A 13690-nucleotide genomic window follows, 5' to 3' on the forward strand; every position below is an offset into this window, starting at 1 on the left:
GCAGGATCATGCGCGATGACTCCCATAGCATATTCAATCCCGGCGTAAGTTTATTCGTTGACATATCCGAATCACTTCTACAAATACTGTATTGCCAAACAAGTGTTCTTGTGCAACAAAAAAATCCTTTTTGCATTCGACATTATTTTATAAATATAGACAAAATTGTTTGGACCTGGATGACGTAAATGGTTTATATTAGAAACGCCAAAAAAAATTCAAAGGAGATTATGTATGAAAAAGAAGTTTGGATTATTGTTATGCTTTACTCTATTTATGTCCATTTTTATTCCGGTGGTATCTGTTAGCGCCTATGCCGGCGGTTATGCAAATGGAAAACCAGCAACAGTATCCACCAAGTTTGGAGGAGAGACTCTCGATGTTACCTCGTTAATCACTGATAATGACGAATCGACGTTTTATACACTTCCGAAAGGCAAAACCATTACAATTAATCTTGGCAAAGAAGTAATTACAAATAAATACAGAATAAAAGCAAGTTCTAATAAGATAAGAATAAATATATATGCGGCAAATAAGTCTTCCAGTGGGGGGACCCGTGTAGATTACAGTTATACTGACATACCTGATGGTACTGAAAAATCATTGAATACAAATGTTTATCAGTACGTAACAATTGCTTCGGATAACAATGAAAACATTAAAATTTATGAGTTTGATATGATCAACACTTTAAATCCTGAGCCAACACCCACACCAGACCCAACACCCACACCTGATCCAACCGGGGACCGAGCAATCCTGACAGTAACAATGACGACCGGCCTTGAAAAAGAGTACGACCTCTCGATGGATGAAATTAACGCGTTCATCAATTGGTATGATGCAAAAGATGCCGGCAGCGGCTCTTCCAAATACGCAATAAACAAGCACGATAACAACAAAGGACCGTTTAGCAAGCGGACGGATTACGTTATCTTTAATAACATTCTTACGTTTGAAGTGAACGAGTACACGGCAACATCTGCAACATACAACAAATAAACGAGAACGACCACTACGGCCGCGTGAAGTGCGCCCTGTCAAGTAGACAGACCAAAAAACAAAATCATAAGTGTTCAATCCCCTCGGTTATCAAAGCTGAGGGGATTATTTTTCTTAGTTATGCTGCTCGTCGATATTCGTTAGGGGATAAGCCGTTTAGTCGTTCGGTGTATCGAAAATTATTGTAATACATGGATATAAGTTCTTACACTTCGAAGGAGACTGTCATACGTATCGTACTTCTCCAGATAAAAGCTTTCTGCTTTATAGGTACCCCAGAATCGTTCAATGGGTTGGTTGTCCAAACACCGGCTTACACGAGACATACTTTTTGTAAACTTGTATCTCTTTTGAAGTTGTTTGTATTCCAGCGAAGTATACTGAAAACCACGATCACTGTGCAAGAGCGGCGTAGCCTTAGGGTTTCTTTTATAAGCTTTCTTTACCGTATTCATGACAAGCTCATTGTTATTGGAATGGCTGAGCACCCATGACACCACAGAGTTGTCATAGCCGTCAATAATGGCACTCAGATAGGCCTTGCGGTCAGTTCCGTACTTTAACTCTGTTACATCGGTACACCACTTTTGGTTGGGGGCATCCGCTCTTGTCGATGGCTTTCTGGTAATTCAAATCATGAGCGAGGGTAAATTGTACAATTTCAATACGTTCTTCGTAAGTGGTTTTCCGTCCTTTATTCATATGAGGAGATTCAATCCTTTTCCAAGTTGGATTTATTTTCACCCCTTCAGTATACTTGGAAATCCAGTTATCTAACACAGATTTACTCGAAATATGGTACTTCTCCGCCGCCGCTCGTACAGAGTGTTCACCAGAGAGTACATCTTGAATGGCGGATAGTTTTAGCTCCTTGGAGTAAGATTTCCATCCCCTGGATTCTCTTAATCCTTCTTCTCCATCTTCTTTGTATTTTCTTATCCAATCGGTAACCGTGTTTTTATGGACCCCCAGTTGTTTTGCCTCGTGGTTAGGATTGGATTCATGTTGCAGGCAACGCCTTACAACCTGAATCTTAATTTCATATGAAATCGGGCTTCTTTTGGACATTACAAAAACTCCCATCATGGTAGAAGTAGAGTTTTGTTTTTTCTACTGTCTACTATGATGGGAGCATATCACGGCCAAGGTGGTCTTTTTCTCTTTATTTAGGGAGAAAAAAAGAACTATATGACGAATTTAACGAGAATAAATTACCCAAGAAAGGAAATGAGGTTAAAGTGACCAAGAAAATTCTAACTTTCATACTGTCCTGTACGCTTGTGCTGACGATGTCCGGGGGGGCCTCAACAGCGGCCGGAAAAGACATCAAAGTCGACAGCTTAGCGGCGGCAACGAAAGCAACTACGAATAAGGCCACAACGACTAAAAAAACGACGACAAAAAAGAAGACGACGACATCCAAACCGAAGAAAACAACAACCAAGAAAAAAACAACAACTACAACGAAAAAATCGAGCGATGAGGTTTATTACAAAAACTGTTCCGTAGCCAGAGAGGCCGGTGCAGCGCCCCTGTACAAAGGTGATCCGGGATACCGTAAAAAATTGGACCGCGACGACGATGGAGTAGCGTGTGAATGAAGCAACCAGGGGGAGGATTATGACGCAGTTAGATGTAAGAACTCTCCCTGTATGGAGAGTTCTTTTTATTGCGTTGGCGGGCGCCTTGGCCTGGTCGTTCTTTACCTGTTTAAACACTCTAGTTAGTTTTTGAACATATTAGAATTTTAAATAGAAGAATATTGTATTTTCATCTTTGTATTTTGAGTTTGAATACATCATAGTATCTACAGCGCCAATTTCAAATCCGTTCTTCAAATAAAATCGGCAAGCTAGTAAATTAACATCCTGCGTTTCAAGCGTAAATCCTTTCATCTCATTGTGTAATGCCCATTCCTTTGCCTTGTTTAGTAAGGCAGTTCCAATTCCTTTTCCTCTGCTACCTTCGAATACAATAAGTCTATCAATAGAAGCAAATCTATTTTCGTAACCTATGCTTAATCTGATGTGTCCCAAGCATTTTCCTTCGGAATAGTATAAGAACGCGATGCTGTCATCGCTATTTATATAATCATCAAGCTCTTCGTGTTCAGGGTATGTTGACTCATATGATTGTTCATAAAGTTCTTCTTGATAGCTCCAATTTCGATTTTCTAATTTAGGTATAAGCCTGCCTATGACAGTGAAGGGATAATCCTTGCATTCATAATAATTTTTGTTATTACACGTCATTTCGACAATCTCAAACTCTCTCAATTTCTCCAAAATATTCCTCCCTTATTTCCTTTAATATTTCCAATAATAATATAATTTTATAAGCAGTAAAAGGGAAGTTTACTTTGCGGGTGTGGCGGATGAGTGGGGCCGCGTTCGTCCAGTGGGAATTATCGAGTTTGGCGGGAGGATTGCTACTTTGTTTACGTGGTGCCGCGGACATACCTCGAAGAGATGATCGCAAGGGGTTGCGGTATATGAGACCGGAAAAGCTCCGCTTATAAGGAAAAATTATCCTCAGGGGTGCGCCCTTAAATCTTGCAAGGGTCCGCGCCTATGCTGTATAATCGTAATGTAAACGATATTTTGAGCGAAAATCCTTCGCCTGGGTTATCGTACAATGTTCGCGAAACCGTGTAACCATGCGGAGTTCTAACGCGTAACTTTATCGGGGTATGGCGCAGTCAGGTAGCGCGCACCCTTGGGGTGGGTGAGGCCGTGGGTTCGAATCCCGCTACTCCGATCATTTAAACCAAACAAAACCACCTTATTCCGGTTTCTACCGGAGCAAGGTGGTTTTGTTTCTGTCTATCCTATAAAAAGATGTCTCCAACACCGCTGAGCGATGATCTTTTCGCTTTTTCATTCGTAGGGCAGTACTTCGCTTAACAATTCCTGTTCCGTCTCGAGCGGATCGATCAAAAATTCAAGCATAATGACGACCTCCTTGAAGTAAAACTCAGGTTTGTTCACCGTAAAATTTTAAAATATCATCCACCGTCAAAAATACATCGTCTTCCTGTCGGGTCGTTTCCTGATCGGAAAACGGTTGCTGCTGTACAGATTCCGTCTGGTTTATCTGCTGTTCCATATTTCGCTTGCCTCCTACGTCGTTGCAACCCTTGCAACCCTCATCTAATGAAGGTCCTGCAATCTTATTTACCCCGTTTGGTCATAAATGTAACACCACGAGCACTCCGCTTCCCCACACTAGGTTTTCAGTATATGCCGCAAGCCTGCAAAAGGTGACAATTTCTATATACTCATCACGTTCGCACCTCACCTTCAACATCAGGTTACCAAGTTCATCCTATGAGTACGAAGCGACGTCCTATTCCCTATATCAAAAAAGAACCGCAGCCTCATCGGCGGTTCTTCCTTTATGGATCTTTTATTCATTCCGGGTCCGCCCGGATTCTTCCTCAAATTCCTTCAACCACTGCCGATCCTTGGCCGATAAATGCAGATTCTCCAAGAGGTCGGGCCGGCGCTGCCAGGTTCGGCGCAGCGCTTCCTTGCGTCGCCAATCCGCGACGTTGGCGTGATGTCCGCTTAGTAAAATATCGGGCACCTTCCAGCCGCGGAATTCCACAGGACGCGTATAATGGGGATACTCCAGCATACCCGTGCTGAACGAATCCGTTACGGCGCTCATTTCATTGCCCAGTACGCCGGGGAGCAGGCGAGTGACACTGTCGATGATGACCATGGCCGGAAGTTCCCCGCCGGTGAGCACATAGTCGCCGATCGACAGCTCGTCGGTTACCAGATGCTCGCGGATCCGTTCGTCATAGCCTTCATAGTGCCCGCAAATGAAAATCAAATGATCCTCGGCGGCCAATTCCTCCGCCTTCCGCTGCGTAAAGCTCTCCCCTTGCGGGCACATCAGAACTATCCGCGGAGGGCGACCGGCTTCCTCCCCGGCTTCCCTCCGCCTTTCCAGCAGATCTTCCACCGCATGAAAAATGGGCTCCGGCTTCAGCACCATCCCCCCGCCCCCGCCATAGGGCGTGTCATCCACGCTGCCGTGCTTGTTTCCCGCATATTCGCGAAAATTCACCGCGTGGAGCTTGACGATGCCTTTTTCCCGAGCTTTCCCCAGAATGCTGCTGTGAAACACGCCTTCGAACATTTCCGGAAACAGGGTCAAGACGTCCATGCGCATGTCAGAGCAGTCCTTCCATCAGATGAATCTTGACGAGCTTCGCTTTGACGTCCACATCCAGGACCACTTCATCGATAACAGGAAGCAGGAGCTCCTTGCGCGAGGGCTGCTTCACGACCCACACATCATTAGCCCCCGGGCGCAAAATTTCCTCGATCACGCCGAGTTCGCGGCCCTCTTCGTCCACGACCCGGCACCCGATAATTTCGTGGAAGTAATACTCGTTTTCCGGTAGCTCCACGCTCTCTTCCTTCGGCACCTTCAAATCATAGCCTTTATATTTTTCCACGTCATTGATATTTCCGTATTCCTCCAACTTCACGATATACATCTGTTTGTACGGTCTGGCCGCCGCCACAGTTACCTGAATTTGGCCGCCCTTCTCGGGATCGATCATCAACAGCTTCGACTTAGGCGCAAAGCGCACCTCCGGGAAGTCGGTATGGAGCAGCACCTTCAATTCGCCGCGAATGCCGTGCGTATTCACGATTTTTCCTACCTGCAATAATGAGTCCGACATCTTTACCTCCCAAAAATCTATTCTTATCGGGGTTCTCCCGTTTCCCTCAAGCTTCAGCATGTACGAAAAAGGGCTAGGACAAACATCCTAACCCGCTTTCGTATATTTTTAAGACATGATGTCCACGGTAACCCGCTTATCCATCTTAACGGCTGCCGATGCCACAACCGTGCGGAGCGCCTTGGCGATTCTCCCCTGCTTGCCAATCACTTTCCCTACATCATCGGGATGTACGGACAGTTCATAAACAATCAGATGTTCCTTCTCCACGACCTCCACACGGACATCGTCCGGATGATCAACAAGAGCCTTCGCAATAACGCCGACTAATTGTTCCATAAGGACCCTCCGAAATCAGCAATTATTTTTGCTGCTTAAGCTCATGAAATTTCTTCATTACGCCTGCTTTGCTGAGCAGATTGCGAACGGTATCGGATGCTTGCGCACCGTCTTGCAGCCATTTCAATGCTTTCTCTTCGTCGATGTTCACTACAGCCGGTTCAGCAACCGGGTTGTAGAAACCAATCTCCTCGATAAAACGGCCGTCACGCGGGGAACGGGAATTCGACACCACGATACGATAGAAAGGAGCTTTATGAGCGCCCATGCGTTTCAAACGAATACGAACTGCCACGAAATTCACCTCCTTTAAAAAATCAAACTTGCATATATTTCATCCGGTAATTGTACAGGACTCTTACCGGAAAGGAAACCTCATACCTTTGCCTGCCTTGCCGAGCTGCTTCATCATTTTTGACCCTTTGCCTTTCGGGCCCATCATGTCCGAAAACTGCTTCATCATGCGGCGCATCTCGTCAAACTGCTTGATCAGACGGTTCACATCGGCCAGCGTCGTTCCGCTTCCCGCGGCGATCCGCTTGCGGCGGCTGTGGTTGATCATGTCCGGATTCTGTTTCTCCTGCTTCGTCATGGAATGCACGATCGCTTCGACCCGGCTCATTTGCTTCTCGTCGACCTTGATATCCTTCATCTGCTTCATCTTACCCATGCCGGGAATCATATCCATGATCTGGTCGATCGGACCGAGCTTCTTCACTTGATCCATCTGTTCCAGGAAATCATCAAACGTAAATTCCGCATTGCGCATCTTACGTTCCATTTCCTTGGCCTTCTCGGCATCGATATTGGACTGGGCTTTCTCGATCAGCGAGAGCATGTCGCCCATCCCGAGAATCCGGGAAGCCATCCGCTCGGGATAGAACGGTTCCAGCGCATCGATCTTCTCGCCCAAAGCGGCAAATTTGATCGGACAGCCCGTCACCGCTTTAACCGACAGCGCCGCACCGCCGCGGGTATCGCCGTCCAGCTTGGTGAGCACGACCCCGGTCAATTCCAACTGCTGATTGAAGCTCTCGGCCACATTCACCGCATCCTGACCGGTCATCGCGTCGACCACGAGCAGTACTTCATCCGGCTTCGTGACCTCGTGGATTTGACGGAGTTCCTCCATCAACGCCTCGTCGACATGCAGCCGTCCGGCCGTATCGATTAGCAGGTAGTCGTTGCCGTTGTCCTTCGCATGCTGCAAAGCCTGTTTGGCGATCTCTACCGGGCTGTTGCCTTCCGGAAGCGTAAATACCGGGACTTTGATCTGCTCGCCGAGCACCTGCAGCTGCTTGATCGCCGCCGGACGGTAAATATCCCCCGCCACCAAAAGCGGACGATGGTTGCCCTTCAAGAGCAGCTTGGCCAGCTTGGCCGAAGTCGTCGTCTTCCCGGCCCCCTGCAGACCCGCCATCATCACGACGGTCGGCGGCCGGTTGTTCTTCGCCAGTTTGGCTTGGCTGCCGCCCATCAGTTCGGTCAGCTCTTTGTTCACGATATCGATGATGACCATGCCCGGCGTGAAGCTGTCCATCACCTCGCTGCCGACAGCCTTCTCTTTCACTTTGGCGATAAAATCCTTGACCACTTTAAAGTTGACATCCGCTTCCAGCAAAGCGAGGCGAACTTCGCGCATCGCTTCGTTCACATCATCCTCCGAAACTTTGCCTTTGCCGCGAAGCTTGCTGAACACGCTCTGCAATCGATTCGTCAAACCTTCAAAAGCCATTCACCGGTCACCTCCGTTCCATAGTCCTTGTCCAACCGCTTAGTTTTACAGCTGTTCTGCTTGCCGGAGCAGCTGTTTGGCCGTCTCTTTATGTAGCTGAGACATCCCGCTGTCCTCCAGCACTTGCTCCAAACGGGACAGCAGCCCGCTGCGCTCTTCGTCCTTCCGAAGCAGCCCCAGCTTTTCCTCGTAAGCCTCCAACATCTCTTCGGCCCGCTTAATATGTTCATACACCGCCTGGCGGCTAATTGCAAATTCCGAGGCGATCTCGCCCAAAGAAAAATCATCGAGAAAATAATATCTGAGAAACGTCTGCTGCTTTTCGGTCAGCAGCGTTTCGTAGAAATCAAACAACAAGTTGATCCGATTGGTCTTCTCAAGCCTATTCTCTTGACTCATTTGGGCACCCCCTCCGTCAAGGAAAAACACTTTACAGCGCATCAACGAACCTAATCATACCCAATCGCGAAGGCATTGTCAAGTAAAACTCCTTAACAACAATAGTGTCGCCATAGCCGCCAAAATAAAGAGCCACAGCCCGAAAACACGGACTGTGGCTCACTGCCCAAATGGTCGATGCAAGGCCTATCGATGCGGAAGCAGGTACATCAAAATCGCAAAAAAGTGCGTGATGCTACCCCCCAGGACAAACAAATGCCAAATCGCATGGTGATAAGGAAAGGCTCTCCATACATAAAATACCGTGCCCAGCGTATACAGAATGCCTCCCGTTACAAGCAGCACGATGCCCGGCTCAGGGACGGCCGCCGTCAACGGCCCCCAGGCAGCCACGATCAACCAGCCCATAATGAGGTAAAAAAACGTGGACATGAACAGGAATCGCTTCACGAAATAGGCTTTGAACACGACGCCGAGCAGCGCAATCCCCCATACGATCCCGAACAGACTCCATCCGAGCGGTCCGCGGATCGCAACCAGAAGAAACGGGGTGTACGTGCCGGCAATGTAAATATAGATGGACGAGTGATCAAGAAACTCGAACAGATCCTTGACTTTCCCTTCCTTAAAGCTGTGGACCAGCGTAGAGCACAGATAGAGCAGAAGCATGCTCACCCCATAGATCGTGAAGCTGACGACGTGCCAGGCCGTTCCCTTTATGCTGGAAAAAACGATCAGCAGCACCAATCCGGCCAAGCTGAGCAGTGCGCCGACGCCATGGGTAATGGCATTGGCGATTTCCTCCCGGCGGGGATAAGTATGCGTATTGGCCATCTTTTCACCTCCGTGAAATTCTTGTTTTGAGCTACATTACTATAAAACAGCATATGGGCGTTCGCCCAAATCCGTCACTCCGCCTTTTCCTCGGCTTCTTCCTCATCCCGGATCAAACCGGCGAAGAGGCCGTGAACGAACTGCTCGGAATCGAATTTCTGCAGGTCTTCCATTTTCTCGCCAAGGCCGACGAGCTTGACCGGAAGACTGAGCTCCTGGCGGATCGCAATTACGATACCGCCTTTCGCTGTCCCGTCGAGCTTGGTCAGCACAAGCCCGGTCACCCCGCTCTTCTCGCCGAACAGCTTCGCCTGGCTGAGCGCGTTCTGGCCGGTGGTGGCGTCGAGAACCATCAGCACCTCATGCGGCGCACCGGGAATCTCCCGCTGAATCACGCGGAAAATTTTATTCAGCTCTTCCATCAGATTCGATTTATTCTGCAGACGCCCTGCCGTATCGCACAAGAGAATGTCAGCGCCGCGCTGCTTGGCGGCCTGAACCGCATCGAACATCACCGCCGCCGGATCGGAACCCGCCTGCTGCTTGATCACGTCCACGCCGACGCGTTTGCCCCAGACTTCCAGTTGCTCGATCGCTCCGGCCCGGAACGTGTCCCCTGCGGCCATGAGCACTTTTTTGCCCTGCTGCTTGAAGTGATGCGCCAATTTGCCGATCGTCGTCGTCTTGCCGACCCCATTGACGCCGACGAACAAAATGACGGTGATGCCGCTCGGGTTCAGGTGCAGGTCGTTGTCTTCATCGCCGCGCAGCAGCTCCACCAGCTTCTCCGACAAAATCGGCTGCAACTCGGCCGCATCCTCGATCCGGCGCTTCTTCACTTCGGCGCGCAATTCGTCGATCAGCTTCATCACCGTATTCACGCCGACATCGGCACCAATTAGAATTTCTTCCAGCTCCTCAAAAAATTCTTCATCGATTTTTTTGCGCCGGGTAATGAGCTCCGTTACCTTCTCGACAAACCCCTTGCGGCTTTTCTCCAGTCCTTCCTTAAACTGCTTCGTCACCGATTCGGTTTTGGAAGCAATGCTCTCCTTCAGTCTTTTAAAAAAACTCATAGGTTCCCTCCTGCATCTATATTGAAGTCTCAGGCAATTTCCATCGTTTCCTCATCCTCGAGCTTGACGGAGACCAGTTTGGAAACCCCGCCTTCCTCCATCGTGACCCCGTACAGCACGTCGGCTTCCTCCATCGTGCCTTTCCGATGAGTAACGACGATAAACTGCGTCTGCTCCGAAAACTCGCGAAGATACTGGGCAAACCGCGCCACATTGGCTTCGTCCAGCGCCGCCTCCACCTCGTCGAGCACGCAGAACGGCACGGGCTTGACCTGCAGAATTGCAAACAGCAGCGCCATCGCGGTCAGCGCCCGTTCCCCGCCGGAGAGCAGCTGCAGGTTTTGCAGCTTCTTCCCGGGCGGCTGGGCGACCACGTCGATCCCCGTCTCCAGCAGATTCTCCGGATCGATCAGAATCAGATCGGCCCGTCCTCCACCAAACAGCTTGGAGAACACGATGACAAATTCCCGGCGGATCGCGTCGAATGTCGTTTTGAACCGCTTGGACATCTCGTCGTCCATTTCCTTGATTACCTGGTACAGCGTCGTTTTCGCTTCCACGAGGTCTTCTTTCTGCTCGCTGAGGAAACGATAGCGTTCATTCACCCGTTCATATTCCTCAATCGCGCCCAGGTTCACTTCACCGAGAATGGCGATTTGCCGTTTTAGCTCCTTGATGTCCGCCTGGGTCTGCGGCACGTCCTCCGGTACGGCGTAAAGCTGCTTCGCCCGTTCATACGTCAGCTCGTAATCATCGGCCAGCTTGCGGAGAATGTTGTCCAGCTCCACATCGAGCCGGTTTGCCTGGATTTCCGTCTGACGCAACTGCTCCTCGACGGTTTTGAGCGCGATGCGCTGCTCTTTCGTCTCGCTCTCGCCTTCCTCGAGTTTCTTTACGAGCGCCATGCGGGAAGCCCGCTCCAGCTCCAGTTGCTCGCCGGCGCGAGACTTCTTAAGCTTGTAGTCGTTCAATTCCTCCCGCTGAGTGACCGTCTGGCGTTCGTTCTGCGCCAGATCGGCCTCAATCGACTGGAGGATGCTGCGGTTCTGATCAAGCTCCCGTTTGAGCAGGCTGCAGTCTTCTTCGGATCGCCGAAGCTGCTCCCGGAGCGAGAACACCTCCTGATCCAGCTTGCCCTCGCGAACTTTCAGCCCGGTAAGTAAATCCTGCAGCTCTTCCTTCGCCGATTCGTTGGCTTTACGGGCGAATTCCGCCGCCTGAATGGATTGCTGAATGGACTGTTCTTCCTTCTCCAGTTCGAGCAGTTTGGCTTCGGCCTCGGCCTTGCTCTTGTCAAGGTCTTCAAGCTCCTTGTTGTAGTGGCCTTTCTCCTGGCCGTAGAGCTGGTACTGCTCCGAGACGTGGCGCCACTCGTGGTCGATCTGCTTCAGCGTCCCGGCAACCCCTTGCTCCTCCGTCCGCTTCTGGTCACCGGCCTCGCGCAGCTTCTCCAATTCCTTCTCCGCGGTCGCCACCTGCTCGCGGATATCCCGCAAACCGTGGCGGAGCTTGGTCAGCATCTCGTCGCTCTCGGCGATGTCAGCGGCCAATTGATCCAACTGGCGCTTGCGCCCCAGCAGGTTGCTGTTCTTGCGATGCTGGCTGCCGCCGGTCATCGAACCGCCGGCGTTGACGACATCGCCTTCCAGCGTAACGATGCGGAAGCGGTATTGACAGCGGGCCGCCATTTTGTTGGCCCGCTCCAAGTCGCTGGCGAAGACGACATTGCCCAGCAGGCTTCCGACGATGTCGGCATAGCGTGGCTCGTAGCCGACGAGCTCCGCACCGATGCCGACAAAACCGTCGGCTTCCTCCAGCAGCCGCTTGTCGGAGGCGGAAATCTGCCGCGGACGAATGACGTCCAGCGGCAAGAACGTCGCCCGGCCGAGCTGGCGCTGCTTCAGAAAAGCGATCGCCTGACGGGAGACCGCTTCGTTCTCCATGACGATATGCTGCATCGCCATGCCCAAAGCCGTCTCTACGGCGATCTCCAGCTTCTCCGGCACGCGGATCAACTCGGCAACCGCACCGTGAACGCCTTGAAGCGCCGATTTGCGGGCCGCCTTCAGCACTTCCTTGACCCCCAGCGCAAACCCGTCAAAATCTTCTTCCATCTCCTTCATCGTGTCTCGGCGGGAAATCAAACCTTCCCGTTTCTGCTCCCACTTGCGGATCCCGTTTTGGCTTTCTTCAATTAATTTTTGGAGGGACTGGTGCTTCTCGCTCTCGGCGATATACTTGTTCCGCAAATCGGCGATTTCTTTTCCAAGCTGTTCCAGCGTACGTTCCAGCTCCTGCTTCTTGCCTTTGAGCCGATCAAGCTCGCCTTGCCATTTGGCGCCCTCCTCCTCGGAACGGGCCATTCTGCGCTGTACACCTTCTTTTTGCTGATCCGCATAGCGGACCTCGCTCCGGGTATGGGCCATCAGGTTCATAATCTCCAGGAGTTGGCCCTTCAGCCCTTCCTCCTGCTCCTGGCTGATTCCTCCCGTCACTCCGACCAACTTTGCTTCCTCGGCGGACAGCTCGGTACGAAGCTCCGTCAGCTGTTTCTCCGAAACCGCGAATTTGGCCGCGAGCGCCTCCATCTCGGCAGCCCGCTGGGCATACCGCTCCTCGCTCACGGCAAGCGATTGGCGGAGCTGGTCGCGGTTTTGGGTCAGGTTCTTGGCGCGTTCCTTCAACACCTCGCCGAAGCCTTCGCTCTTCTCGTAGCTCTCGCTGTACTCCAGAAGCTGGGCTTGCAGCAGCTCGATTTGATCTTCCACCTGCCGCAGGGCCAGCCGTTCGTTCTCCAGCTTGGCATCGTGCGCCGACACCACCGTCGAAAGGGCGGTATGCTCATCCTGAAGCTTGGTCAGGCGGCTGTTCGCCTCGCTCCACGTTTCGTGGATTTGCTCGATTTGGTGGACGTACAATGAAATTTCTTTATGTTTCAACTGTTCGCGCAGTTCTTTATACTTATGGGCTTTCTCCGATTGCTCCTTCAGCGGACCGATTTGATCCTCCAATTCGCTGACCAGATCGTGGATGCGCAGCAAATTCTGCTCCGTTTCATCCAGCTTGCGGCGAGCATCGCGTTTGCGGCTTTTGTATTTGACAATTCCTGAAGCTTCTTCAAAAATCCCTCTGCGATCCTCGGACCGGGTACTTAAGATCTCTTCGATCCGCCCTTGTCCAATGATCGAATAAGCTTCTTTGCCGATCCCGGTATCCATAAACAGCTCGGTAATATCCTTGAGCCGGCAGGACTGCTTGTTGATCAGGTATTCGCTTTCCCCGCTCCGGTGGACCCGCCGGGTGACCGTCACTTCGCTGAAATCCAGCGGCAGTGCGTGATCGGCATTGTCCAGCGTCAGGGAAACCTCCCCGTAATTGACCGCCTTTCTCGCATCGCTTCCGGCAAAAATGATATCCTCCATCTTGCCGCCACGCAGCGATTTGGCGCTCTGTTCGCCAAGCACCCAGCGGATCCCGTCGGAGATATTGCTCTTGCCGCTACCGTTGGGCCCGACCACCGCCGTAATCCCGCGGACGAATTCCATTTCCGTTTTGTCGGCAAAAGATTTAAAACCTGCTAATTCGATCCGTTTCAAAAACATA

At 50.8% G+C, this 13690-nt stretch carries 13 protein-coding genes, 1 tRNA gene and 1 pseudogene; 3 read left to right on the plus strand and 12 right to left on the minus strand.

Annotation, left to right across the window (positions count from 1 at the left end):
* The first annotated feature begins 234 nt into the window (after positions 1-234).
* A complete protein-coding gene (locus V4U84_RS01435; RefSeq protein WP_334073006.1) occupies positions 235-1005 on the plus strand; it encodes a hypothetical protein in 771 nt (256 codons plus the stop codon).
* A gap of 118 nt (positions 1006-1123) precedes the next feature.
* Here V4U84_RS01435 and V4U84_RS01440 read toward each other — a convergent pair.
* Positions 1124-2073: pseudogene (locus V4U84_RS01440) on the minus strand (IS3 family transposase).
* 170 nt (positions 2074-2243) lie between these two features.
* On the opposite strand from V4U84_RS01440, the gene V4U84_RS01445 reads away from it, so the two are divergent.
* On the plus strand, positions 2244-2606 hold the full coding sequence (locus tag V4U84_RS01445; RefSeq protein WP_334076601.1) for an excalibur calcium-binding domain-containing protein: 363 nt from the start codon (positions 2244-2246) through the stop codon (positions 2604-2606).
* Positions 2607-2744: 138 nt separating this feature from the next.
* Here the strand turns inward: V4U84_RS01445 and V4U84_RS01450 are convergent, their stop codons facing one another.
* Complete coding sequence (locus V4U84_RS01450; RefSeq protein ID WP_334073007.1) at positions 2745-3290, minus strand: GNAT family N-acetyltransferase; 546 nt, start codon at positions 3288-3290, stop codon at positions 2745-2747.
* Positions 3291-3688: 398 nt separating this feature from the next.
* Here V4U84_RS01450 and V4U84_RS01455 point away from each other — a divergent pair.
* A tRNA-Pro gene (locus tag V4U84_RS01455) sits at positions 3689-3762 on the plus strand.
* A gap of 216 nt (positions 3763-3978) precedes the next feature.
* Here the strand turns inward: V4U84_RS01455 and V4U84_RS01460 are convergent.
* The 10 genes from V4U84_RS01460 to smc form a co-directional block, all read right to left on the minus strand.
* Entirely contained in the window at positions 3979-4110 is a 132-nt protein-coding gene (locus tag V4U84_RS01460) for a hypothetical protein (protein ID WP_334073008.1), read from the minus strand.
* Positions 4111-4410: 300 nt separating this feature from the next.
* Positions 4411-5184, minus strand: coding sequence for a tRNA (guanosine(37)-N1)-methyltransferase TrmD (gene trmD, locus V4U84_RS01465; protein ID WP_334073009.1), 774 nt, complete (start codon positions 5182-5184; stop codon positions 4411-4413).
* 1 nt (position 5185) lies between these two features.
* Positions 5186-5704, minus strand: coding sequence for a ribosome maturation factor RimM (gene rimM, locus V4U84_RS01470; RefSeq protein ID WP_334073010.1), 519 nt, complete (start codon positions 5702-5704; stop codon positions 5186-5188).
* Between the two features lie 108 nt (positions 5705-5812).
* Positions 5813-6043: a KH domain-containing protein gene (locus tag V4U84_RS01475; RefSeq protein WP_068780674.1), complete on the minus strand. Its 231-nt coding sequence runs from the start codon at positions 6041-6043 to the stop codon at positions 5813-5815.
* 22 nt (positions 6044-6065) lie between these two features.
* The gene (gene rpsP / locus V4U84_RS01480; protein ID WP_114495920.1) at positions 6066-6338 is read right to left on the minus strand and encodes a 30S ribosomal protein S16; all 273 of its coding nucleotides are present in this window, start codon (positions 6336-6338) and stop codon (positions 6066-6068) included.
* A 63-nt stretch (positions 6339-6401) separates the two neighbouring features.
* Positions 6402-7778, minus strand: coding sequence for a signal recognition particle protein (gene ffh, locus V4U84_RS01485; protein ID WP_334073011.1), 1377 nt, complete (start codon positions 7776-7778; stop codon positions 6402-6404).
* A gap of 45 nt (positions 7779-7823) precedes the next feature.
* Positions 7824-8177: a putative DNA-binding protein gene (locus V4U84_RS01490; protein WP_334073012.1), complete on the minus strand. Its 354-nt coding sequence runs from the start codon at positions 8175-8177 to the stop codon at positions 7824-7826.
* A gap of 186 nt (positions 8178-8363) precedes the next feature.
* Positions 8364-9011, minus strand: coding sequence for a PAQR family membrane homeostasis protein TrhA (gene trhA, locus V4U84_RS01495; RefSeq protein ID WP_334073013.1), 648 nt, complete (start codon positions 9009-9011; stop codon positions 8364-8366).
* A 74-nt stretch (positions 9012-9085) separates the two neighbouring features.
* The gene (gene ftsY, locus V4U84_RS01500) at positions 9086-10087 is read right to left on the minus strand and encodes a signal recognition particle-docking protein FtsY (RefSeq protein ID WP_334073014.1); all 1002 of its coding nucleotides are present in this window, start codon (positions 10085-10087) and stop codon (positions 9086-9088) included.
* Between the two features lie 29 nt (positions 10088-10116).
* Positions 10117-13689, minus strand: coding sequence for a chromosome segregation protein SMC (gene smc / locus V4U84_RS01505; protein WP_334073015.1), 3573 nt, complete (start codon positions 13687-13689; stop codon positions 10117-10119).
* Position 13690 lies beyond the last annotated feature (1 nt).

It is taken from the genome of Paenibacillus sanfengchensis (assembly GCF_036864765.1).
GTDB lineage: Bacteria > Bacillota > Bacilli > Paenibacillales > Paenibacillaceae > Fontibacillus > Fontibacillus sanfengchensis.

Excerpts from the sequence above, each read along its gene's own strand:
- V4U84_RS01435 (WP_334073006.1), top strand. The coding sequence starts at position 235 with ATGAAAAAGAAGTTTGGATTATTGTTATGCTTTACTCTATTTATGTCC.
- V4U84_RS01460 (WP_334073008.1), bottom strand. The coding sequence starts at position 4,110 with ATGGAACAGCAGATAAACCAGACGGAATCTGTACAGCAGCAACCGTTT.
- trmD (WP_334073009.1), bottom strand. The coding sequence starts at position 5,184 with ATGCGCATGGACGTCTTGACCCTGTTTCCGGAAATGTTCGAAGGCGTG.
- rimM (WP_334073010.1), bottom strand. The coding sequence starts at position 5,704 with ATGTCGGACTCATTATTGCAGGTAGGAAAAATCGTGAATACGCACGGC.
- V4U84_RS01475 (WP_068780674.1), bottom strand. The coding sequence starts at position 6,043 with ATGGAACAATTAGTCGGCGTTATTGCGAAGGCTCTTGTTGATCATCCG.
- ffh (WP_334073011.1), bottom strand. The coding sequence starts at position 7,778 with ATGGCTTTTGAAGGTTTGACGAATCGATTGCAGAGCGTGTTCAGCAAG.
- V4U84_RS01490 (WP_334073012.1), bottom strand. The coding sequence starts at position 8,177 with ATGAGTCAAGAGAATAGGCTTGAGAAGACCAATCGGATCAACTTGTTG.
- trhA (WP_334073013.1), bottom strand. The coding sequence starts at position 9,011 with ATGGCCAATACGCATACTTATCCCCGCCGGGAGGAAATCGCCAATGCC.
- ftsY (WP_334073014.1), bottom strand. The coding sequence starts at position 10,087 with ATGAGTTTTTTTAAAAGACTGAAGGAGAGCATTGCTTCCAAAACCGAA.
- smc (WP_334073015.1), bottom strand. The coding sequence starts at position 13,689 with ATGTTTTTGAAACGGATCGAATTAGCAGGTTTTAAATCTTTTGCCGAC.